The sequence below is a fragment of the Mesorhizobium sp. M0139 genome (assembly GCF_040322455.1).
In the GTDB taxonomy this organism is placed as follows: Bacteria; Pseudomonadota; Alphaproteobacteria; order Rhizobiales; family Rhizobiaceae; genus Mesorhizobium.
Window position 1 is genome coordinate 273,862 of sequence record NZ_JAMYTN010000007.1, and the last position, 20,678, is coordinate 294,539.

A 20,678-nucleotide genomic window follows, 5' to 3' on the forward strand; every position below is an offset into this window, starting at 1 on the left:
CCGGCGAGGCAGCCATTGGCGACCTTGGGAGTGACCTTGGGCAAGGACTGGCTTTGTGGGAAAAAATGGTCGGAGTGGAGAGATTCGAACTCCCGACCCTCTGGTCCCAAACCAGATGCGCTACCAGGCTGCGCTACACTCCGAGGCCCTGCGGCGTATACGGTTCCGGACCCTGTCGCGCAACCCCTAAAACATCAAACGGGGCTTGGCGGTCTGCGCTCCCGCGCAATCCTGGCTGCGATCGCCTTGGCCTGGATGCGAGCATTGGCGAAGCAGCCGCGGATGCTTGGCCGCATGCCGGTGAACCACAGGCCCGGCAGTTTCGGGTCGCTGTCGGCGCCGTTGAACAGCGGCACGCCCTTTTGGTCGAGCACGCCGAGCCTGCCCAGCATGGCCTCGAGCCCGGTGCGGTAGCCGGTCGCGGCGATGACGATATCGGGCTGGATCGTCGCGCCATCGTCGAAAACGACCGTGTCGCCGGTAAATTCCCGCACGGTTGGCAGCACGATGATCCTGCGGTCCTTGATGGCATCGACGGCGCCGTCATCGGTGGCGATGGCGGTATAATCCGACGCCAGCCGGCTTGCGCCGCCCGAAGGCGTCGGCGGCAGGCCGTAGGCCGTGAGGTCGCCGAAGGCCCATCGCTGCGTCGCCGCCATCACCGCATCGGCGAGCTTGAACGGCAGCCGCGCCAGGATCGGCGAAAACCGGTGGACGGCGATCTGGCCGAGGCGCTTGGGCAGCAGTGCCGGACCGTTGCGCGCCGACAGCCAGATCTGTCCCGCGTCGGCTGCCACCAGGTGATTGAGCACGTCGAAGCCGGAATTGCCGGCGCCGACGACCAGCACTTTCTTGCCCGCATAGGCCTTGGCCTTACCGAATGCGGCCGAATGGATGATGCGTCCGGCAAAGGCCTTCATGCCTTTCCAGGCCGGGATGAAGGGCTGCCGGTCGCGCCCGGTGGCGATGACGACATGGCGCGCCAGCCGCGGCCCGGCACTGGTCCGCACAAGCCAGTGGTCGCCCTCGAAGCCAATCTCCTCGACCGCGATGCCGAACTCGACCGGCAGCCGGTGCATGGCGTGGAATTCGTTCAAATGGCCGATGATGGTGTTTCGGTGCGGAAAGGCAGGGGTGCCGGCAGGAAAGGAAACGCCCGGCAGCGCCGAAAGGTCGCGATGCGTGTTGAGATGCAGTCGCTCGTGCCGCCCGTGCCATGGCTCGGCCAGCCGGGCTTCCTTTTCCAACACCATCACAGGCACGCCGGTCTTGAGCAGCGCATGGGCTGCGGTCAAGCCGGCTGCCCCGGCGCCGATCACGATCGCGCCGTCGAAAATCGCTTGGCTGTCGGCCTCGGCGTGCAAAATCCCTGCGTCCATGCCTCTTTGTGTCGCCATCATGACCATGACTTTTGATGCTACGCCAGTGTATCGGGCCGATGCCGCTGCCGAAGCGGCCTGGTTGCAGGCCGCTTCGGCCTTGCCGTCGGCAGTGTTGCACAGTATTGACTGAAATAAGGCGGCGCTACCGCCAACGCAGCTACGAGGTGCCCATGTCCGCGCGAATTTTCAGCCCAGCCAAAACCGCGATGCAGTCCGGCAAGGCCAAGACCGGCCATTGGGTGCTGGAATTCGATCCCGCCCAACGCAAGAAGATCGACCCGCTGATGGGCTACACCACATCGGGCGACATGCTGAGCCAGATCAGGCTGACCTTCGACACCAGGGAAGAGGCGGTGGCCTATGCCGAAAAGCAGGGCCTGGCCTTCCGTGTCGAGGAGCCGAAAGAGACCAAGCGCCGGCAGATTTCCTATGCGGAAAATTTCCGCTATGACCGCAGGATACCCTGGACGCATTGACCGGCGGTCAGCGCCTGGCACATAGACACCAGCCGGCCAAGATATCAAATGCCGGCCAGCGGTCCCGTAGCTCAGCTGGATAGAGCACCGGCCTTCTAAGCCGATGGTCACAGGTTCGAATCCTGTCGGGATCGCCAATCTCCTTTCTGCGAGAATGAAATCAATTGGTTATCAGGCATTTCGCCTAACCCTTCGGGGTGGTTAGGCAATTCGATATCGAAACCCTTCTGCAGTTTATCCATCGCGGTGGCTGATAGCTGCTTCTTGGCAGCGTCTCTGCAATAGCGCTCGATCTCCTTAATATCGGTGTGGCCGGTGATCGACATGATCTCCATTGCGGAGCAACCGGCTTCTGCCAAGCGGCGGCAAGCCGCCTTTCGCAAGCCGTGTGGCGATGATTTTTCCGGCAAACCCGCCCTTTCCGCCGCGTCGGATATGTATGCTGAAAACGCCTTCTCCGACCGCGCAGAGCCGAAGCTGGTTGAGATGAAGGCGGGACCGTCCTTGGGGCAGGATTGCAGGAATCGGGCAAGCTCGGTGTGAATGGGGATATGCAATTCAGCCCCCGTTTTCTGTGCCGTGATAACGAATGCACCGCCTGTCGCATGCTGCCAACCCATGCGAACCGCATCAGACCGGCGCAGTCCTGTGTGCAGCAGAACTTCCATGGCCAGCCGCTGCGGCTTTCCTATGGGCCAATGCTTGCGGAAAGCAGCAATGTCGTCCTCCGTCCAAGTTCGGTGTCCCGACGACTTAAGTTTGATTCGCTTGGACGTGCCGACAGGATTGTCGGTGCGCATACCTGCGCCAATGGCGTAGTCCATGACAGCGGAAAGCCGTTTTCGGAAATTGAATGCTGCTGAAGGTGTCGACGCCATCCCGTCAATAATTGAGTTGATGTGCTTCGACTTCATTCCAGCGATTGGCCCATCACCATGCTTCGCAACAAAGCGATCAAGCACGCCGCGATAGACGGCTTGCGTTGATTTCGCCAAGCTTTGGAACTCTATCGAGCCGTAGTAGCCAAGCGCCGCCGCAGCGACCGAACCGGCTTTGAGGCGACTGACCCGAACCGGCTCGTTGGCCATGGCGGCATGGTATGCCGTCCAGAACGTTTCTGAATAAAGCGGGGTCGGCAATGCAACCTGCGGCTGACCTGGCCGACGCAAATAGACACGCGCTCGGCCATGCCGGTCCAGATATTCGTTTACGTATTTAGGCTTCCGATGATGGCGCATTCGCGGTCCCAATAGTCAGAGGCATTATCATTATCGGCGACTATGCTGGTGGTCGGCTTACCGTCAAACAGCGAGTCTAGATCGTGTCGGTCCCACAATGCCACACCAAACATTAGCCTGGGAGCCGGGATCGCGCCGGCCGTTCGCTCCCTATCGAACAGCGTTGGCGAGATGCCGAGATAGGTTGCGGCGGCTGCACGCCTAAGACCGCGCGGCTGGATTGCCTGCATCGTTTTCCCCTTCGATTGTAAGAACTTCCCCCGACCAAATGAGCGTACGGCGGATATAGGCGGCAGGCGGCCAAAACTAAACTAAAGGCCAGCCACAGACCTGCTGACTGCCGGCAAGTAGACAAACAAAAACCCTGCGCAAGGCGGGGGTCCGGCGCGACCTTTGGAACCTGCCGGCTGCGAGAAGGTTGAGTCTCGTGACGGCGGAGCATTTGTTTGTCCCTCAATAGGCAATGCCGGGCTTCGTGCCCTAATTCGCCGTCACACCTCACATAACAAAAAGCCCGCCGAAGCGGGCTTTTTTCGTTTTGTGCTGCTGAGCAGTCAGGCCTCCGAGACCAATTGCTCAATGAATGGCGCCAGTACCGTTGCTCTGATGCGCTCCGAGGACGTTGGCATAAGCGTCAGGATCTTCTCACGAACGACGTAGATAGCCTGGACGAGGTGTCCCATCGCTTCGTCTGGCAGAGGCGACATGTTTTTGGCGAAAGCTTCGAGCGCGGTATGCGTGATCACAAGGTGTTCGACGTCACTGCATGACATGGATTTGTTCCCCTCAAAGCGCCGTCATTGGCGCGCCAGGGAACATGGCCGAGATTCAAGGCTTATGCAAGCGGGATTTTCAGCTAAGTATCTGGAATAATAGGCGTTTTCGCCTTGAACGTCAATGCTCGATATGCGGAAGCGCCTAGTTGCACCATCAAAAAAGAGGTCGACGGCGGGCTAGGTGTAGGGTTGCCCTAAGAGCGCCACCGACCGAAGGCTGTAGGTCCAATGTCCCTGTTTTGTTGCGCGCATTAGAACGACCTAATAGACATCGACTCATCAATAGGACCAACAGATGACCGACGAAACACACGACCACTCAGTCGAACTCGCAGAACTCACCGTGGATGTTGTATCCGCCTACGTGGCAAATAACCCGGTCCCTGCCACCAGCCTGCCCGATCTTATCGCTTCGGTTCACGCGTCGCTGTCTGGCTTAAGCCAGCAGATTGTGTCGCGAGCCGAAAAGAAGGCTCCCGCCGTAGATCCGAAAAAGTCTGTGTTCCCAGATCACATCATCAGCCTGGAAGACGGCCGGAAATTCAAGTCTATGAAACGCCACCTTGGCCTACTTGGCATGACGCCCGACGAATACCGTGAGAAGTGGGGCTTGTCTCGCGATTACCCCATGGTCGCGCCGAACTACGCCGCGAAGCGATCGGCCCTTGCGAAGGCGTCTGGTCTAGGTCGGAAGGCTGAGGGTTAGGCGTAGTCCGATCCCCACATGACGTTACGTCAAGAATCAGATATCGCTGTGTTGCGGCGGACCTGATTACCGTCCGGCCGGCGCTGATCAGGCAATCTCCCACTGCGGCGCCGGCCATTTTCGTTGCACCCCGCGCGGGAGCCGCCTTGGCTGACGTCCATTAGCTCCCGCTCATCTTGACCCCGGGCGCAATGTATTGTCCGTATATGAACTCGACGAGTGAGGGCATGTAGGCGGCCCCCGCGCGGCTGTCGAGCGATGTTTGAGGGAGCAGCGCATTGTTCGTCGATTACTACGAACTCTTGGAGATCAGCCCAAACGCCAACTCGGAGACACTTGAGCGAATATTCCGCTACTTTGCGATGCGCTATCATCCCGACAATCAGCAAACTGGAAACGAAGCCCGCTTCAGCGAAATAGTAGAAGCACACAACGTCTTGAAGGATCCCGTTAAGCGCGCCCAGTACGATATCTCCTATCGAGAGCATGCCGGTGAGCGGCTTAAATTGGTCGAGGAGGCAAGCGACCCCAAAGGGGTCGAGAAGGACGCTTTGGTCCAGGCCAAACTGCTTTCGCTGCTCTATGTGAAGCGCCGCCAGGATGTCGGCAATCCGGGTATTGGCGACGTCGAAATCGAACGGTTGTTAGGCTGTCCACCAGAGCATCTGGAGTTTCATCTCTGGTACATGAAGGCAAAGGGGTGGATCGCAAGAATTGAGAACGGGACAATCGCGATCACGGTTGAAGGCGTCGATCGCGCCGATTCCGAACTGCGTCGCGATACCAGCACTCGGCTCCTGAGTAGAGACTAGAAAGCGTCACACGGGTCGAGAAGGACGCCGTAACGGTCAGCCTGGGTGGCCCGGTGGTGACGGTCGCGCCTGATGTTGTGCGGCTGGTGAAGGTCTAGCTTTCCCGACCTTACCGCCCTAACGGCTGCTTCGAAAGCGAGAGAAGTTCGGCCTCATCTTTTATCCCGGCCATGTAGTTGGCAATGATCCGAGAAGCCAACCGGCCCTGCCCGTCAGGTGATTGGTCGTCGACCAGTTTAAGCTGCTCGAAAACGCGCCCTAGCAAGGCCAATTCGGCAGGCTTAAAAATCCCGGCATCCACGGCTTTTCGTCTGATGGGCATGACTAGTGTTCTTCCCTCACAGTCTCAAGCCGCCAACCTGAAATCGGTTCCGGAACATTTTAGCTAAAGTGAATGTTTCAATGGTTATGAAGATCGAAGCCGCTGAATGCCGGGCAGCGTTGACGCTCATCCGGCGCACAATCGAGGACCACTGCCCGCCCGGCGTGCTGCCCAGCGAGGAAGCTGTGAACGGTCTCTATGGGCCGGGGATCATGGATGAGGCGGAAGCGCTGGCTGCTGCCATCGTCGCAACAATCGACCAGATGCAACTGCGCGTGATGGTGAAACCACCGTCCCCTAGCATCAAATAGAGACCGACACAGGGAAGCTCGCTTGGTCGCTCGACGGTGGGCTCGCACCGACCGGGGCAGGTGATGCGAGCCCGGCCGAGTCTTGCGGGACCTCGACCAGCAGCGATCACCCACTCGCTGCCGTTCTATCAACAAGCCTCCAAATTTCAGGTTCCGCTAATGTACAAAAATGCCCACCAACCGTTGAGGTAGTGGGCAGTTTTGGGAGACACTGATATGGGAACAGTGCGACCGCCCGAAGTGTTTCGAGGCCGACGATGTTCCAGGGGGATTCACAGATCCGCGCTTTCGGATCTTCAGAGAAGGGCGGTCAAGTTGCTCGGTTCGGGGGAGCTTCCAATCCTAGATGAGAAGACTGATCGCCGGCGAAAGCGACGGCATCTGCTTCATATTCGAATGCTCGGGAATACGTTTCACCGTTCCTCCCTATGATGCGAACAACCCACTCGCCCAACGAATGGCGGATCTCTAGGAAGAGGGAAGACGAAGACGGCGGCCGGTACGTGACGCTGTCCAATGCCCTCGGGAGGCTTGTCCCGCCAAAATCGGCTCCATCGGAGGGATGAACTTCACGCATATGCACTGACTCCCGAGACCGCGAGTCAATTAGCGCGTGCTTAATTAGTTCCAGAACGTTTTAACGAATCGTTGACCGCGCTGTCCCATTATAGGACGGCGCGGTCAAACCCCAACCTTGGCTGCGCAGGCGGCTTCGGCATTGAGTTCCACCCCGAACTGTCGGAGCCGCCACCCACATTCCACAATTTACCAGCAATGGTTGAATCAACCGTTACTGCACGTGCTTTTCCAGGCGCTCGCCTGATCGTTAGACTTTGACGGAACAAACAGGGGATTCACAGAATCTGCGTTTCGATCTAGTTGAAGCATGGACGCGATCTTCGATGATATCGCCAATGCCCTCACGGAGCCTCGCCAGGACGTGTGGCGCCCTGTCCCTCGATCTTGCCGCCAAGCTGTTCCTAGGCCTCGCAATCGGCCTAGGTGTTGGCTTTGGAATGGCGATCGCCGGTTAAGGCGCTCCACCTCATCTCGACATCGTTTATTAGCGCGTTCTTGTATTCCTCCCGAAGCAGGCTCATCATGCAACCGCCTTATCGGGAACTTCTAGGCAGGAAGGGGTACGTCATGGAATCCGTTTGCTACGCCCAAAGCTCGATCTGCGTTTTGTCGGTCCTCGCAAGCATCGCCACCACGTTTATCGTCATGGCACCGTTCGCAGCTACGCGTCTGTTGGTGTTGAGGCTACGCGAGAAATCAGTCGGCCAGCAGCTTCAGCCCGCCTAAGCTCGTTAGCGGAAGGCAAGGCGATGAAAGCAGTCGCCGCCGGCCTGATCATCGTGATCGTTCTTTCCGTTGGCGCGCTGGTAGCGACGTCGAGCGGCGTCCTGCTTTATCAGGAGAAGTCCGCAGACGGGTATCTGTGCGGCTATTTCACCGGAATAGGGACGTTGACGACGCCGAGTTACGCCGTGACCGGCTGCCCGTGGATAGTCAGCGTTGACCGCTAGCTATAGGTAAGCGCGGCGAACGCCTTCACGGTGTTCGTGTTCACGGCAGCAAGCGCCCTGGCGGCATCCGCCGAGAGATTGGTGACAGAGCCGAAGGCGGCCTGCATGGTTGCCAACCCGCCGTAGGAATTGTCGTCATTAACGTTTGCGCCAGTCAGGGTGAAGGCGCCAAGCGAACCGTCTGTGCCAGCCGCCACCATCAAAATACAGCCGGCCGCAGCAACGTTGATCGTGGCTGCGGCATCGCCGGTCTTCCACGCCTTGGTGTCACCAGGGGTGTTCGTTCCTTGCCCGGTGATCGTGAACAGGGCGACCTTGCTCGACACGACGCCGCCGCTATAGGTGGCAGTCGGCGTGCACGTCGTCCCGGTCGTGATCAGCTTTGAAGCCGCTCCTACCGTCACGCTGCTCGATCCGGCGCCGACGCCCGTGGTCGTCGGGGTCGTTCCGGCCGCTCCATCAAACACCAGGCTCGACAGGGTGCGCGGCGTCGAAGCCCCTCGCACGGCTGCAGAAAGGGCGATGACCACGCGATCGGCGCTCGCGGTGCCGATACTGAAGGACGTCCCGGAGTCTTGGACGCCGCAAAAGGTGACGATCGGGCCTGTGGCGGGCGGGGTAAATACGAAAGAATTGACTATCATCATTGGAAACGGAAACGTCACTTGGACGCCCTCCTCTGGTTACGGTGGCTAGTTGGCATCAGGATTCGGAGCACTTTTGCTCGTCCTGTTTGTTCAGATGAAATTCTTGCGGGGCTTCGACCTGCAGCCATGCGCGTACGCCGTCCCATGTGGTCAGGTCGAACCTGCGCTGCGCGATCGTGACTGCTTCTATGCGTGGGAAATGGCCGATGAGAGGGACGGGCACGGGGGTTCACCGTTCAAACATTGCAATGGAATAGGGTTCGCAGACCGAGCGTGCGATGTCCCTGACGCTGGCTGTGATGTCGATCACCGCGCCGTCAATCAGATCATCTATCGAGCCTTCGAAGGCAATTTCATCGGGAGCAAACCCGCCGGCTTCCATCAAGGCCTGCAGGAAATCAGTAAGCAGACGCTTGCCCCCGTCATCGGCAATGATGCGAAGCCGTTCAGGCACGCCGAAGCCGTTTGTCGTGATGATTGTTTCGGTCTGGCCGTCGAAGACATAGGGATTGGCAGGCGTGGTGCCGGCTATAGAGCGCGTCAGGCCCGTGTCGAGATTGGTGAAGTAGGACGTTCCGCCGCCGGCAAAATAGAGCTCATTGACGAGGCGCTGCTGATCGGGTGAGCCTAGGTCGCGGGTGTCAACGGTCTCAATCTGGTAAGGAACGGTTTTGGTGAATTCGACGGCGCCAGTCGTGCCGTTAATCCTTTTCACTGTGGCGGCATCGGTCCAGACGACGAGGTCACCATCATCATAGACCGCATAGCGGAGATCGTCGGCAAGCGTGGCGATAACCGTTGAACTCTTGAACGTGCCGAGTGCGGTCAAAGTCACTTTTACAAGGTCGGCGTCGGCGCAGAAGTAGACATCGAACTCGCTGCCGCGCACCTCACCCGGCGTCACGCATTCAATATTCGCATAGCCTCCAAAGCTGGCAGTTGACTGGTACGAGCGCTCTATCAAGCCGGTAGCGCTGTCGGCGTAGAAGCTGAAGATCTGCTCGTTGCTGCTGAAACCGACCAGCACGGTGCCGCCGGCAACATCCACCAGGGCCGCGCAGTCGTGGACGATGGCCGTGGTTGCTGCCGATGCGGACGTGGCATCCACGGCGCCCGTGAGCGGGTTCACCAGCACTGCAACGCTATCGCCAGAGCCAATGAAGCCAGCCAGGAAAACGAGCTTGTCGAGCGTCCGGCTGTAGCGGAAATCCGAGAAATAGTTGAGGCCGAAGGAATTGTCGGTGGCGAAATATTCCTGCTGCGCACCGATCGAGAAATGTCTGATCAGGGCGCCGCCATTCTGTCGCCCGTAGAGCGTGCCGGCCTCCCAATCCGGAGCCAGCAAATTTACGGTGCCAGCAGCCAGGACTCGGAACAGGTCATAATCGTGCGTGGTTGCGCCATCCTGAATCCATTCGGCTTCGAAGACCGGAGGGGCGCCAAGACCGACGATGTCGAAATCCTTGACGACAATGTCGAGATAGCCGCGATGGGCCGAAACATTGGTCAGGCCCTCTTCCGCAACCATGGTCGGATCGCGTGGCTGAGTGCTGCGCCCATCATAGGCGGTGAACTTCAGTCCCTTTTTGCGATAGCCGATCGAGGCGTCGTAAATCGCCTTTCCATTCGCATAGAGCTTTCGCATGGTCCAAGTGGAATTAGGCACCAGAGGCCGCGCAAAGCGAAGCCGACATGACATCTTGGCCGTGGTCGACGTAATGGTGTCCCAATATTCGACGTGCGTCGAAGTGACGGTCAGGATCGGCGGAACCCAGATATAGGCGGCAGGCAACCGGCACTTGCCGTAGACCACCGGGAGTGTCTGGCCATAAGCCGAAGTCGGCAGTGTGACCTGAACGTCAGGAACGTTCGGGACGGTTGGTGAAGACCGCGTTGGTGTTCCCCAGCCGGCCCATACTCCACGGCTAAAGCTCATTGCCCTGCTCCGATCGCGAATTCCGTGATTAGCGCCAAGGGGTCGCCAGGTTCTGAAACTATTGAAATCTCGCCGACGTCCAGGACTTGCGGGCAGAGCGAAATGCCGCCCTCGATCATCTTGCGCAGCCCGACCTTGCGTCCGAGCGACAGGCCGATGTCGCCGGCCTCAATCCTCTCGATTGCCGCTGCAGCATCGACGCGACCGACGACGAACAGGCCCGTTTGATCAGCAATGATTTTCAACCATTCGCCGACTGGCTCGCCCTCATGCTCCAGAAGCATACGGGGAGAAAAGCCGCGCTCTAGAAGCCGATCGAAGGCGCCGGGCGCAATCACATACTGCCCGTTAACTGCGACACCGAAAGTTGAGGCGTAACCGGCTATCATGGTCGGACGAGTTGTCTGGCGTTGGGCACGGATCTGCGGTCGCGCCGCCGCGGCGCGTTGGGTGGTGGTCATTTGGGATTCCTGTGTGAAAGACGTCGGCAGGATTGCCGATTGCACGTTAGCGCTCATAGTCGCGCCGTGAAGCCTCAAGAAGTCGAGATGGTTCTGCTGGAACAGTCGATCGCCAGTGCCGGCGGTATGAACCACCCGTTCTCTGATCGTGTAATCGACGTTGCCGAAAAAACTGCAGGCTCGGTGTTGTTCGACGTTCGCGTAGACGACAACATCGGCATTCAAAGGCTCGCGGCGGTTGGCTACGGCGCGGAAGGCACCGTCGCGATCGTCATGGATAAGGATGGGCAGCTTACGTCGGCACCAATAGTCGGAAGCGACGAGTTGATTGCCGAGCTAACCGCTTGGGCTTCGCTGCCGACGGCCGAGCAGGTAACTGTCAGCTATCGCGCAGCGGCTGAACGGCTGCTTGCGAAGCTGCGTGGGTCGGGTCGGATTCCTAAGTGAAAAGGCCGTCAGACGGTGCCCAACAAGAACTGAGACAGCAGGCCTGACTTATTTTAGAGCTGCTATTGTTGTTAACAAAAGAGGTGATCAGTTTACTTGCTGGTCAAGTTCTGCATAGAAAAGAGGCAGACGGTGATTCGTCCCGTCTGCCTCTGTCTTTTGCGTACTCGCGGTATTTGTGGCGCCGAGTGAACGAACGAGACCGCGAGTCCGCTCCCTAGCAGGTCGGTAACTAGCGTCCTGAGGCTGCATTGGCAAGCCGCAGGAGTAAAGACTTATGTCGAAGAATCCTCCCCTTCGGCCTGGTCAACCCGCTCCACGTTCAGGTCAATACGAAATTATTGGCCCGCGTGGCGGCAAAGGACCGGAAAGAACAGTGACTCGCAATGAGCCGCTGCCGCCGACTCCGTCGAAAGGATCTACCTACAAGCTTGTAGATCCAACCAAGCACGGAAAATGAGACTGGCGGCGGGCTTCGGCCCGCCGTTTTTTCTACTTTGCCTTGGCCGTGTTCGGCTCGGCAGAACCATGCAGCGAGCCTGAAGGCTTCTTGGCGGGAAGGCTGACAGCCTCGGTGCGGCCATCCTGTCTCAGCCATGCGGAGTAGTAAGCTCCGCTTCGCTCTATCAGTCCATCAACGTATCGGGATGTCACCGTCACGGTACTCAATTTCACGCCAAGCTTGGCCTGCATGGTCGTTCCTCCAATTTATAGAATCATGCTATCAGACTTTTAAGGGACCGTTAACGTGCAAAATGCACTAGAAAAACTCGAATGCCCAGAAATATTTATCGGCATTGTGTCGCCAGTTGGTGTCGATACGGCAGGGGTTATATCGAGTATAAGTCGATTCTTTGCAGCGTCCGGCTACGACGTATTCGATATTAAAGTAACTGACTACTTTGATGTCTTTAAAAAATCCCTATCGATAGACCTTCCATTGGATAAGACACCTACTGACAAAAGGATTAATAGCTACATAGATTTTGGCAATAAAATTAGAGAGGAATTTAACGACGATTCAGTGCTCGCTGCATATGCGGTATTTAAGGTTGCGCGAACCAGAGAGCAGGAATTTAAAAAGAGCAATCAGATCTCTTATCAAAAGCGCGTTTACATACTTCATCAATTTAAGCGTAAGGAAGAGATAGATCTTTTGCGCTCTGTATATGGGCGATTCTTTTTCCAGATCTCTGTATATTCTAGCAAAAAATCGAGAATTGACTACCTGTCTTACAAAATAGCGCACGACCGCGGTACAGCAGATCAATCGGAATCCCGAACTATAGCGCACGAACTTGTCTCGAGGGACGAAAACGAAAAGAAAAACCTACACGGTCAGCGTTTGACCAAAATCTTTCATGATGCCGACTTCATCGTGAATTGCGATGCGGTTGAACAGGATGGGGCCGATAGGCAGGTCAATCGATTTTTAGAACTGCTATTTTCGTCTAACGCGCTGTCCCCAACAAAGCTCGAATATGGCATGTTTGCTGCGAAAGCTGCTGCCCTTAGAACCCTCGACTTGTCGCGCCAAGTCGGCGCTGCGATATTCCGTCCCACGGGCGAAATCATAAGCATGGGTTCCAACGAGGTCCCAAAAGCTGGCGGCGGGACGTATTGGTGTGATGAACTACCCTATGATGCAAGGGAATACACCCTAGGCGTTGATTCAAATGATTCTAGGAAACGTGAGATCCTCGGCGAGATATTTGCAGCAGCAAATTCTCCCCTTTCGTTTGAAGAGTTCTCAGCCAAGGAGACGGTGAGAGACTCTCAGTTTATGGATGCCCTCGAATACGGTCGAATAGTCCACGCTGAGATGTCAGCGATATCTGATGCGGCCAGGCTGGGCCTTTCTGTCGCCGACGCTATGCTGTTTTGCACAACCTTCCCTTGTCACATGTGCGCCAAGCACATTGTTTCGGCCGGCATTAAGAAAGTGATCTTTCTTGAGCCGTACCCGAAAAGCCTAGCCTCCGATTTGCATTCTGACTCAATTCAGATTGAGGGCGGATCTCGGGGAAAATACGAAACCTACGATGCCGTCAAGTTTGAACATTTCTATGGCGTGACACCACGAAGGTACCGCGAATTTTTCGAACGAGGTGCGCGAAAGGCGGACGGGCGGTTTGAGCCTTACATCTGGAACCGCAAGCGCCCCAATCTTAGCCTAATCGCTCCCTTCTACACCGACTTCGAATCTAAGGTTGTGCGAACCGGCTTTACGGCCTTCGAGGAGATAGTGGCCAGGAAGGCTCTGGGCGGCGTCTGACGCTCAACATTTGAATTGGAAAAATGTGCGCAAACTAGGCGGACCGGTAAGCGAAAGTCGATTGCGGCCGCGTTCGGAAGACCCCCTCCGGGGGTATGGCGCGACCTGCAGCATCGCTCCGCTCAGACCGTCTCAGCCATCGCAGACGTTACGCCGCAGGTTTTCAGCTTATTTTTTCGGCGTCGCCTCGCGCGCTTGCGCGCGCGTGAGGAGAAAACCTGTAATAGCTATAGCGCGGGGCGTTCGCAGCGGTATGGATCTGGAAGGCCACGGATGTCAGCCGACCCCCATGCCCGTTGCGACGCCACCTCTGCTTCGGCGCGCGCCAGGCGGTCGAGCCTGCCTTCTGCCTTTAGTCGCTCGATTGGCAACCTGCCTGCCGCGATGCGCGCGGACGGGTGGGCACCCCGAGAGCATATCGATATCTCCCGAAGGCCAGCGGACATGATGGCGCGATGATGCCTGCCATCTCTATCATAGGACCAGCGTGACAGTGCTTCGGTCATGCCGACTGACGCCGCGCGATATCCGGCGCCGCGGACAACCTCGAGCGCTTCGTCCCCAATAGCGCTGTCTCCAACCTCCGCTTCAAACCAGAGGCCCGCCGAATCTTGCGACAGTTTTAGCGAGCCGTTGCGCTGAGTGGCGATCACGCCACGTCGACGGTCGTGGCTGAAGATCAGGTCAACGACACCGGAAGCGACAGCGGCGCTAAAGCACTGCGGCTCTATTGTCTCGATAAACTTGCCGCGGGTTGGACACGTGATCTCAGCCGGAGAGTGCCATCGCACCGCCCATCCAGCGATCAGCCGCGCTGGCTCGGGCGGCAGTGCGGGGATGATCACCGATTGACGCGCTTGTCGACGTCGGCCTGCAGTCGCGCACGCAGCTTGGCGGCGGGTGATAATTTGTTGCGGCGGTCTTTCAAGATTTTCGCAACAGCCATTGGATCTGCTGGCAGCATTTCCGTTCTGCCGCTCACCTTTGTCGCGCGGAGTTCCTTGTCGTTCGTAGTTTCACGCCCGCGAACGGCTTTTTCAATCAGTAGTTTGGTCATTGGGTCAGATCTCTTGGGATGGATTTCTTATCAATTAGGCCTGCAGAAGCAGCCTCACGGAGCCAGATACCAACTCTGTTCCCGCGATCGTGCGGCGCACCAAGCATACGGGCGGGAGCGGGCGGGAGGATGCCGACCCAGGCGACGTCCGCTGCCTCGAGGGCGTTGGTGATTTCGGCCAAGGAAGCGTTAGCTTCGTGCGCGGTAACGAGCGCTTCGGCTAGCGCCTGGACTCGTGCGCGGTATTCGGTCGCGACACTATCGCAGATGGCCTTCGACGCGGCGTGGCGGGCCTGCTGAAGGCGAGCGGTAGCTATATCGAGGGCTGCCCTGGTATCTCTGCGCAAGCTGTTGATCTCGGTCAGCCGAGCGCGAATGCCTTCCGCAAGTGGATCAGGGCTTTCATCGGCCGCGTCACCCAGCAGATCGGCTACGCGAGCATTGATGGCTTTGTGTGGTTTGGCAGCGCCAGACCCAAGGCAGGTTAGAAGCTCCGATTCCTCGGTGTCGAACTTTGCAGCCGATGAACGCAGAGTAGCGCACAGCTCTGCGAGTTTATCGTAGTCTGGTGTGGCGTCGCGAAGGTTGAACCGCATCGGCGGAGTGGCCTTGGTGGTTTGTTTGAACACTTGGTTTTCCTTCTAAAATCGAACGGCGCGTTCAATGCGTCGGTAGCGGTCGACCGTGCGGCGCCTGCCGGCGCGGTGTGGTTCTGCAGCGGCAAGTGATTGACTGAGTTCTGTAAGTGTGGAGGCGCTTAAGATAGAGACGCGTTCGAAGGCTGGCCGCGGTTGGTGGCCATAAGTGTTGAACGAAGCAACCTGCATGCCGTTATCGGCACCGCGGTAGGTCAGCGCGGCGGAGACGGAGAAATTGTCAACGCGCAGCTCGAAAAAGTTGTGTGGGATGTCGATGAAGGCAGCAAGGGTCTCCACCAGCGTCTTGCCGCCTGTGGTCGGACGGAGCCCGGCATATTCGGCAACTAAACCCGCGCTCGAATGAGGTGGCAGGCCGCTGAGGATGCTTAGCAACAGCAAGGCAATGTGGCCGCCATCGATCGGCTCCGGCTTGCCGGGCGTCGATATCAGCATGCCTTCTGCTCTCAGGCGATCGGCATGCCATCGGGCGGACCCGTCTGATAGTCGAAGTGTGGAGTCGAAGATTTCGACCGCCTGCTTTGCGGTGGCCATGTGTGATCCTTTCAATAAATCGGGAAGGAAGAGGTAAAGCGAAACGCTACCCCGCCGGCTGGAAGCGCCTGGCGGGGTCGATCAACGCACTGCCGGCAGCGGCTATGCGGATTGGAAACTGGCCCCGTTGCGCAAGGAGCGGACGAACACAACGGGGAGACCGCACCGCGGCCCTAAGGCCGCAGCGCAATAGGTGCCGCCACGCTGGCGACGTGAGCGGCGAGCGCCGACCTGGGGGACGGCGCTAAACTGATTTCAATAATTGTAATATAGCAAAAACTTGCAGTGACCCTCGCGCGAAGCCGGAAACACTAACAAAATCAAGCAGCGTTGCGTTGCCGACAGTTATCATTTGCCGGGATCAGCACGCGCATTCTTCGCCTTGCTTCCAGTTTTGCACATTCGTCGCGGGCTTGACGCACTACCTCGAGCACTTCCCACTGTGACAGGCAATCGACTTCCCGCTCAGCCATGCGGGCGCAAAGTTCCAAACCGGCCCGCAACCGGATGCGGCCAGCCTCGGCGACGTGCCTTTGCGGCAAGTTCCATACTGGGGCTAGGTCGGCCATTTCAGCGCCGTTCAACGCACGCCACACAATGTGCGCCAAAGGCCCCAATGTGCGGAACCGACCCCGCAATCGGATTGCCCGGTCAGCGGAGGCTTCGGCCGGCCACAGTGATTCAGGGTCCCGGCTTCCGGATGGAACCATTTCGCCAGAAGACGTCCGCATACGCATCCCGTCAACAAGAGCGCTACCGCTCGCCTCGATGTCTCGCTGGAACCAATCCGCGCCGTTGACGTGCCGCGCAGAGATGCGGCCGGCAACGTGCTCTTCGGCAAGCGGCCGGCGAGGAGCTATGGGAGCCCTGATTGCTGCCTCTGGCGCAACGAAGGAAGCGAAGTAATGCCGCGCAAGTATCGTGGCCGACAGGGGCGCCAGGAGGACTAGAAACGGCACGGTGGCTTGTTCTGGCGGCTTGGGCTTCCAACCCCTCCAACGGCGCAGCGGATCGGTGTAGCGCTTCGCAAACGTGCACAAGCGGCCAAGCCAATATTGGTCAACTGGCCGCGGCTCCGGACGTTGGCGCGGTTGCTTCCTCCGCACGGTTGCGCCTGCCGGTATCGGGCGGCCAGTGAGTGAGGCGAACGCCTGCCACGACAACACCTTGCCGCGCAGCGCCCCATCAAAGCACGCTGGCTTGCCAGTCAAATCTAGCTGCAGTTCCATATGCGGTCGTCCCCAGGTTGAAGAGCCGGCCGCCAGGCCGGTAGAGCCGAACCGCAAAGCGCGGCCGGTAAGATAACGGTGCATAACATCCTGCGCCGTCCATTAGGTCTTGCTAAATTATCCTTTAAGGCGCCAGCGTCTGCCGGGGCTTTCAGAAGGCGAAATGCCAAACCGCGCAGCTTCCTCGCGCCATTTTAACTTTCATATTCCCGATGACGTCACTGACGCTATCGTCGGGTATATCGACTGCTCCGCTCCTGGCCGTATCATTTCAACCTTTGCTGCCGTTCAGTGGGTGCGAGACAGAGTCCCCGATTGCGAGATGTCCGACGATCACATCGAGCGGTGCGCCGTATTGGCCGCAGTCGACGAAGGCCTAGCCGTGCATTTCGATAGGCGAGGACGCCAGCCGGCTCCCTTTTCGAGCTTGAGCAGGAGCCATTGGCATCTTGTTCCCATCTGGCAAATCAAGGTGCGGCCTCGTCTGGCTACCCCTATGCGCGCCGTGGGTCGCCCCAAAGTCCGAACGGTTATCGGCCCAAGATAGTCTGCGCACCTGAACGGTCTCGGCGCCCACTGCGATGGTTCGGGATATCATTTGGAACTCTAGGGAAAAGGCGCTGTAAGCGCGGGTTCCGGCGAGGCCGGTCTGCATCGGCGCCAGTTTGGCGACGGTCTTTTGTCTATGTCGTTCGCACTATCTAACGTCGAACCTGCTTTCAAACACTAAATATAGTGCTGAACAATGATTTTTTCCAGTCGGCCCTGCATGTCGTATAAAGGCAAAGCCCTTGAAATAACCGCATCTTTTTCGAACACATCCCTATAAAAGGCGGCTCGTTTCCGTCAGTCAAGGATTCTTCTCAGGAGCTTCCGTGACCCCAACGTCTTGTGTGTCACATGGGTGACAAAGGGGGAGGCACACAGTCACTCGCCGAGAGTATCTCGAAACCATTCCGCCTCGTCTTCGGTGTGACGTCCCGAGTTTCGAACGATCGGTCCGACAGGAGGTTCGCTCGTTGCGCCAGTTCTATACATGACCAGATCGGGGTTCAAAAACATTGACCGGGGGCGAGCACGGATAACCGTTTTTACTCTTTTGAGTGCAGATGCTTTTAGCTGTCGCTTCGACCGTTTGCGGGGCGATCTCTTCCGCTTTCCTGATTGGTCGGGCTTGTTCCTAGCCATAGGCTACTATCTAGCAAAAATTCACGCGATAAAACGAAAAAGGGCACCCCGTTTCCGAGATGCCCTTTCTTCATCAGAACAGTCTGGCGAAGACTGCTAACCACGAAACCAAGGGGAACTTAATCCCCATAGCCAGGCGGCGCGTAGTCCCGTTCGACTGGCTGGTTTCGATAGCAAGAAAGACCGTCATGTGGCGGCTTCTCCTTCTACCTTGCGCGGGCCTCTTGATGAGCCGAACGCCGCGCACAAGACCAGCAATGGGATCGTTTCAGACCTATCAATTCAGCGGTGCGGTGACCCCAAGCCTTCGGCTGACTCGTGTTGTCTGAGAAGGTGGGGACGACCAGCATTTGTCACAAGGCGCTCACATGAAAATAATCTGACGCCGACAGGATACGGGCTGATTAGGCTGCGCTCCGGACGACTCCGTACGCCTTCCTCCACACAGTGTCTCGCATGGTGGGAAAGACTTCGCCGTCCTCCATTTCCACCATCACCACGAAAGACAGGTTTTCGTTGTCGGCCTGTGTAAAGGTGACGCCGACAACCTCGACATCATCGCCGTCATCATCCTGCGCCGCAAAGGCAGTGACTGGCATGATGACGCGAACGTCGGCAGGTTCGCGGTCGGTCAGCACTCCGCGCACGATTTCCTCAAATTGCTCCGGATCCATCATGCGGCGTCCTGCCAAGGAAGATGGCGCCCACAGGACTCGTCGTCGCTGTCGCCCTCGCGAACGAGGTTGTCGTTTGCGGCGTCGGGATACCTGTGCCACCGATAAGTTTCGGTGCCGTCCTTTGCGGTATGCAGGTCAAGCAGGGCGCGCCTGAATTCGAAGTCGGAATCGTTGATGACGGCGAGTTCGCTTTTCATGGTGGCGTAGTCATCGCCATGCAATCGAATGGTGCTGCTGGCCGGCTCGTCTCTTTCTCGATCTAGCCATTTTAGACAGACATCAATCGGCCCGAAGCCACCATCCCAGAGGATTTCCTCGATTTCGACGTCGCGTCTAATCGCACCCGCCTGCTTTCGCGGCATCTTCACCTTGTCGCGCTTCGGCTCGTACTTTTGCGGTGGATCTTCGTCATAGCGTCCTTCCCGCAGCCACCTGTCGAGATACATGCGGGTCACACCTTCGCCTGCAGCCGCTTTCCAAACTAGGGCGGCGGAGATGAGATCGGCGATCGGCAGATGAAGTTTCATGAACTCGCCCTCAGCCGCAGTCTTGTTCTTGCGGACACCATAAGCGCGATACAATTTCTCAAACGCTTGCGCCGGATCCGCCGCGGCTGCCGATAGGCCAGCCGGGGGCGGCGCCAAAGGCGCGGTGCAATCATATTCATCCTTCCCTGTACCCGGGTCTAGTGACCGGGTCAGGGTGGATGGGTCTTTGTTCGGAGATTGCTGAACGCTAACGGTCGTAGCGTTCGGGGATTCCCGAACATCTGCGTTCGGAAAATTCAGAACGCTAGGCGCAACATTCGTAGTGTTCGGAGAATCCTGAACGCTACAAACCAGGTCCCAAACGGGGATGTAGCGGCTGGCGCGGCGCCCGCTGCCCTTTTCCTGGTGGAGGTAGCCCCACGATACGAGGTCAGTGAGCGCACCATGCACATCACCGGCATACAGGCCCTTGCCCGACGGGTCGCGCTCTTTGATGGTGCTGACGACGTGCCGGATGCTGGCCAAAGCGTTGCCGTACCTGCTGTGATACCAATCCAGAATGAAACCGAAGACCAAGCTGTGCTTACGGTTCGCGCGCTTGTCGTATGGCAGGCTCGTAAGGAGCTTGAACTTGGCCTCGAGGCTCTCCGGCTTGGGGAGGTGTTTAGCGTCCGACATGAGCTGCTGCCCGCAACGCCGCGGCTGCCGCCTGGCTGATTTGTTCGGCGAACTTCGGAAGGAAGGTTACAGCGTGTTTGCCGCAAGCTTGAGGTGCGACTGTGCGCAACTTGCCTTCAGTGTTTCGGCGGAGAATGAGATTGTAAATCCGTAAGTGCCCGCCAATCTCCAGATCGAAATAGGCAAGCGTCTTTGGTCCGGCTGCTGGCCGGATTGCAATGATGTTCAAGGGAAGAATCCTATTTTAGGTTAGGCAGTTTGGAAAAAACGCTATGCGATTCAATGGGACGATAGCGGCTGGTTAGTAGGGCTAACCACTTGATTTGGCTAGGCTATGTTAATCCTGTCGGGATCGCCAATTTTGCCGGGTCCATTCCGGACACATAGGTTACGGTTTGTACCTGGCATATGGGTAGCACTCTGAAGGTGTACGAACGAAACAGAACGACCGAGCGCTGCCCTTCCCATCCTGGCGCGTTGCTCGACGACATCGTTCCCGCCGCCGGCAAGACCAAGATGGAAATCGCCAATCTGCTCGGAATCTCGCGCCCAGCAGCTCTACGATATCATCCGTGAGAAGAAGCCGGTATCGCCTGCCGTGGCCGCCCGCCTTGGCAAGATGTTCGGCGATGGTGCCGCGATCTGGCTCAGGATGCAGGCCGCGTATGATGCCTGGCATGCGGAGCGCGAAGTTGACGTTAGCGCCATCCCGACCCTGCATGCTGCCTGAAGGTAGAGCGCGTTCGCTGACGGCAGCGGTCCCGTAGCTCCGCCGGATAGAGCACCGGCCTTCTAAACCGATGGTCACAGCTTCGAATCCTGCCAATAATTTCAATACCTTAGGTGAGGCGTC

At 58.0% G+C, this 20,678-nt stretch carries 22 protein-coding genes, 2 tRNA genes and 1 pseudogene; 9 read left to right on the forward strand and 16 right to left on the reverse strand.

The window, feature by feature from the left end; translation table 11 throughout:
- Nucleotides 1–66: 66 nt before the first annotated feature.
- Both NKJ58_RS14735 and NKJ58_RS14740 read right to left on the reverse strand, forming a co-directional pair.
- Nucleotides 67–143, reverse strand: a tRNA-Pro gene (locus NKJ58_RS14735).
- A gap of 51 nt (nt 144–194) precedes the next feature.
- Entirely contained in the window at nt 195–1,379 is a 1,185-nt protein-coding gene (locus NKJ58_RS14740; RefSeq protein WP_023684766.1) for a flavin-containing monooxygenase, read from the reverse strand.
- Between the two features lie 173 nt (nt 1,380–1,552).
- Here NKJ58_RS14740 and NKJ58_RS14745 point away from each other — a divergent pair, with 173 nt between their 5' ends.
- The gene (locus tag NKJ58_RS14745; RefSeq protein WP_023670294.1) at nt 1,553–1,858 is read left to right on the forward strand and encodes an ETC complex I subunit; all 306 of its coding nucleotides are present in this window, start codon (nt 1,553–1,555) and stop codon (nt 1,856–1,858) included.
- A gap of 60 nt (nt 1,859–1,918) precedes the next feature.
- Nucleotides 1,919–1,995, forward strand: a tRNA-Arg gene (locus tag NKJ58_RS14750).
- On the opposite strand, the gene NKJ58_RS14755 is transcribed toward NKJ58_RS14750, so the two are convergent.
- On the reverse strand, nt 1,966–3,096 hold the full coding sequence (locus NKJ58_RS14755) for a tyrosine-type recombinase/integrase (RefSeq protein WP_352853340.1): 1,131 nt from the start codon (nt 3,094–3,096) through the stop codon (nt 1,966–1,968). The genes NKJ58_RS14750 and NKJ58_RS14755 overlap by 30 nt on opposite strands.
- A gap of 1,071 nt (nt 3,097–4,167) precedes the next feature.
- On the opposite strand from NKJ58_RS14755, the gene NKJ58_RS14760 reads away from it, so the two are divergent.
- On the forward strand, nt 4,168–4,578 hold the full coding sequence (locus NKJ58_RS14760; protein ID WP_352853341.1) for a Ros/MucR family transcriptional regulator: 411 nt from the start codon (nt 4,168–4,170) through the stop codon (nt 4,576–4,578).
- Between the two features lie 278 nt (nt 4,579–4,856).
- A complete protein-coding gene (locus NKJ58_RS14765) occupies nt 4,857–5,390 on the forward strand; it encodes a J domain-containing protein (protein ID WP_352853342.1) in 534 nt (177 codons plus the stop codon).
- 109 nt (nt 5,391–5,499) lie between these two features.
- Here NKJ58_RS14765 and NKJ58_RS14770 read toward each other — a convergent pair whose 3' ends face one another.
- Nucleotides 5,500–5,712: a hypothetical protein gene (locus NKJ58_RS14770; RefSeq protein WP_023746180.1), complete on the reverse strand. Its 213-nt coding sequence runs from the start codon at nt 5,710–5,712 to the stop codon at nt 5,500–5,502.
- Between the two features lie 80 nt (nt 5,713–5,792).
- Here NKJ58_RS14770 and NKJ58_RS14775 point away from each other — a divergent pair, with 80 nt between their 5' ends.
- Together NKJ58_RS14775 and NKJ58_RS14780 are read left to right on the forward strand one after the other, a co-directional pair.
- Nucleotides 5,793–6,023: a hypothetical protein gene (locus NKJ58_RS14775; RefSeq protein WP_352853343.1), complete on the forward strand. Its 231-nt coding sequence runs from the start codon at nt 5,793–5,795 to the stop codon at nt 6,021–6,023.
- A gap of 1,328 nt (nt 6,024–7,351) precedes the next feature.
- Complete coding sequence (locus tag NKJ58_RS14780) at nt 7,352–7,552, forward strand: hypothetical protein (protein ID WP_352853345.1); 201 nt, start codon at nt 7,352–7,354, stop codon at nt 7,550–7,552.
- On the opposite strand, the gene NKJ58_RS14785 is transcribed toward NKJ58_RS14780, so the two are convergent.
- The 3 genes from NKJ58_RS14785 to NKJ58_RS14795 all read right to left on the reverse strand — a co-directional run bounded on the left by NKJ58_RS14785 (nt 7,549) and on the right by NKJ58_RS14795 (nt 10,596).
- Nucleotides 7,549–8,217 (reverse strand): hypothetical protein, encoded by a 669-nt coding sequence (locus tag NKJ58_RS14785; RefSeq protein WP_352853347.1) that lies wholly within the window; start codon nt 8,215–8,217, stop codon nt 7,549–7,551. The two genes, NKJ58_RS14780 and NKJ58_RS14785, sit on opposite strands and share 4 nt — an antisense overlap.
- Before the next feature lie 211 nt (nt 8,218–8,428).
- A complete protein-coding gene (locus NKJ58_RS14790) occupies nt 8,429–10,135 on the reverse strand; it encodes a hypothetical protein (RefSeq protein WP_352853349.1) in 1,707 nt (568 codons plus the stop codon).
- Nucleotides 10,132–10,596, reverse strand: a complete 465-nt coding sequence (locus NKJ58_RS14795) for an HK97 family phage prohead protease (protein WP_352853351.1) — start codon at nt 10,594–10,596, stop codon at nt 10,132–10,134. The genes NKJ58_RS14790 and NKJ58_RS14795 overlap by 4 nt, the downstream gene beginning before the upstream one ends.
- Nucleotides 10,597–10,683: 87 nt before the next feature.
- Between NKJ58_RS14795 and NKJ58_RS14800 the strand changes: the two genes are divergently transcribed.
- Nucleotides 10,684–11,043, forward strand: a complete 360-nt coding sequence (locus tag NKJ58_RS14800; protein WP_352853353.1) for a hypothetical protein — start codon at nt 10,684–10,686, stop codon at nt 11,041–11,043.
- Between the two features lie 492 nt (nt 11,044–11,535).
- Here NKJ58_RS14800 and NKJ58_RS14805 read toward each other — a convergent pair whose 3' ends face one another.
- On the reverse strand, nt 11,536–11,736 hold the full coding sequence (locus NKJ58_RS14805) for a hypothetical protein (RefSeq protein ID WP_352853355.1): 201 nt from the start codon (nt 11,734–11,736) through the stop codon (nt 11,536–11,538).
- A 55-nt stretch (nt 11,737–11,791) separates the two neighbouring features.
- On the opposite strand from NKJ58_RS14805, the gene NKJ58_RS14810 reads away from it, so the two are divergent.
- On the forward strand, nt 11,792–13,318 hold the full coding sequence (locus NKJ58_RS14810) for an anti-phage dCTP deaminase (RefSeq protein ID WP_352853357.1): 1,527 nt from the start codon (nt 11,792–11,794) through the stop codon (nt 13,316–13,318).
- 227 nt (nt 13,319–13,545) lie between these two features.
- On the opposite strand, the gene NKJ58_RS14815 is transcribed toward NKJ58_RS14810, so the two are convergent.
- From NKJ58_RS14815 to NKJ58_RS14850, 8 genes are all read right to left on the reverse strand, one after another.
- The gene (locus NKJ58_RS14815) at nt 13,546–14,163 is read right to left on the reverse strand and encodes an HK97 family phage prohead protease (protein WP_352853359.1); all 618 of its coding nucleotides are present in this window, start codon (nt 14,161–14,163) and stop codon (nt 13,546–13,548) included.
- Nucleotides 14,160–14,375: a hypothetical protein gene (locus tag NKJ58_RS14820; RefSeq protein ID WP_352853361.1), complete on the reverse strand. Its 216-nt coding sequence runs from the start codon at nt 14,373–14,375 to the stop codon at nt 14,160–14,162. Before NKJ58_RS14820 ends, NKJ58_RS14815 begins: the two co-directional genes overlap by 4 nt.
- Nucleotides 14,372–15,004, reverse strand: coding sequence for a hypothetical protein (locus tag NKJ58_RS14825; RefSeq protein ID WP_352853363.1), 633 nt, complete (start codon nt 15,002–15,004; stop codon nt 14,372–14,374). The genes NKJ58_RS14820 and NKJ58_RS14825 overlap by 4 nt, the downstream gene beginning before the upstream one ends.
- A gap of 12 nt (nt 15,005–15,016) precedes the next feature.
- Nucleotides 15,017–15,565, reverse strand: coding sequence for a hypothetical protein (locus tag NKJ58_RS14830; RefSeq protein ID WP_352853365.1), 549 nt, complete (start codon nt 15,563–15,565; stop codon nt 15,017–15,019).
- Between the two features lie 320 nt (nt 15,566–15,885).
- The gene (locus NKJ58_RS14835; RefSeq protein WP_352853367.1) at nt 15,886–16,794 is read right to left on the reverse strand and encodes a hypothetical protein; all 909 of its coding nucleotides are present in this window, start codon (nt 16,792–16,794) and stop codon (nt 15,886–15,888) included.
- 1,592 nt (nt 16,795–18,386) lie between these two features.
- On the reverse strand, nt 18,387–18,659 hold the full coding sequence (locus NKJ58_RS14840) for a hypothetical protein (protein ID WP_352853369.1): 273 nt from the start codon (nt 18,657–18,659) through the stop codon (nt 18,387–18,389).
- Complete coding sequence (locus tag NKJ58_RS14845) at nt 18,656–19,825, reverse strand: hypothetical protein (protein WP_352853371.1); 1,170 nt, start codon at nt 19,823–19,825, stop codon at nt 18,656–18,658. Before NKJ58_RS14845 ends, NKJ58_RS14840 begins: the two co-directional genes overlap by 4 nt.
- Nucleotides 19,812–20,054, reverse strand: a complete 243-nt coding sequence (locus tag NKJ58_RS14850) for a hypothetical protein (protein WP_352639515.1) — start codon at nt 20,052–20,054, stop codon at nt 19,812–19,814. The genes NKJ58_RS14845 and NKJ58_RS14850 overlap by 14 nt, the downstream gene beginning before the upstream one ends.
- Before the next feature lie 179 nt (nt 20,055–20,233).
- Here NKJ58_RS14850 and NKJ58_RS14855 point away from each other — a divergent pair.
- A pseudogene (locus NKJ58_RS14855) lies at nt 20,234–20,555 on the forward strand (HigA family addiction module antitoxin).
- The last annotated feature ends 123 nt before the right edge of the window (nt 20,556–20,678 follow it).

Bases quoted from the DNA above. Each gene is read 5' to 3' on its own strand.
- NKJ58_RS14830 (WP_352853365.1), bottom strand. From the start codon at position 15,565: ATGGCCACCGCAAAGCAGGCGGTCGAAATCTTCGACTCCACACTTCGA.
- NKJ58_RS14790 (WP_352853349.1), bottom strand. From the start codon at position 10,135: ATGAGCTTTAGCCGTGGAGTATGGGCCGGCTGGGGAACACCAACGCGG.
- NKJ58_RS14760 (WP_352853341.1), top strand. From the start codon at position 4,168: ATGACCGACGAAACACACGACCACTCAGTCGAACTCGCAGAACTCACC.
- NKJ58_RS14775 (WP_352853343.1), top strand. From the start codon at position 5,793: ATGGTTATGAAGATCGAAGCCGCTGAATGCCGGGCAGCGTTGACGCTC.
- NKJ58_RS14755 (WP_352853340.1), bottom strand. From the start codon at position 3,096: ATGCGCCATCATCGGAAGCCTAAATACGTAAACGAATATCTGGACCGG.
- NKJ58_RS14770 (WP_023746180.1), bottom strand. From the start codon at position 5,712: ATGCCCATCAGACGAAAAGCCGTGGATGCCGGGATTTTTAAGCCTGCC.
- NKJ58_RS14740 (WP_023684766.1), bottom strand. From the start codon at position 1,379: ATGGACGCAGGGATTTTGCACGCCGAGGCCGACAGCCAAGCGATTTTC.
- NKJ58_RS14845 (WP_352853371.1), bottom strand. From the start codon at position 19,825: ATGTCGGACGCTAAACACCTCCCCAAGCCGGAGAGCCTCGAGGCCAAG.
- NKJ58_RS14745 (WP_023670294.1), top strand. From the start codon at position 1,553: ATGTCCGCGCGAATTTTCAGCCCAGCCAAAACCGCGATGCAGTCCGGC.
- NKJ58_RS14780 (WP_352853345.1), top strand. From the start codon at position 7,352: ATGAAAGCAGTCGCCGCCGGCCTGATCATCGTGATCGTTCTTTCCGTT.
- NKJ58_RS14805 (WP_352853355.1), bottom strand. From the start codon at position 11,736: ATGCAGGCCAAGCTTGGCGTGAAATTGAGTACCGTGACGGTGACATCC.
- NKJ58_RS14835 (WP_352853367.1), bottom strand. From the start codon at position 16,794: ATGGAACTGCAGCTAGATTTGACTGGCAAGCCAGCGTGCTTTGATGGG.
- NKJ58_RS14820 (WP_352853361.1), bottom strand. From the start codon at position 14,375: ATGACCAAACTACTGATTGAAAAAGCCGTTCGCGGGCGTGAAACTACG.
- NKJ58_RS14795 (WP_352853351.1), bottom strand. From the start codon at position 10,596: ATGACCACCACCCAACGCGCCGCGGCGGCGCGACCGCAGATCCGTGCC.
- NKJ58_RS14800 (WP_352853353.1), top strand. From the start codon at position 10,684: ATGGTTCTGCTGGAACAGTCGATCGCCAGTGCCGGCGGTATGAACCAC.
- NKJ58_RS14840 (WP_352853369.1), bottom strand. From the start codon at position 18,659: ATGATGGATCCGGAGCAATTTGAGGAAATCGTGCGCGGAGTGCTGACC.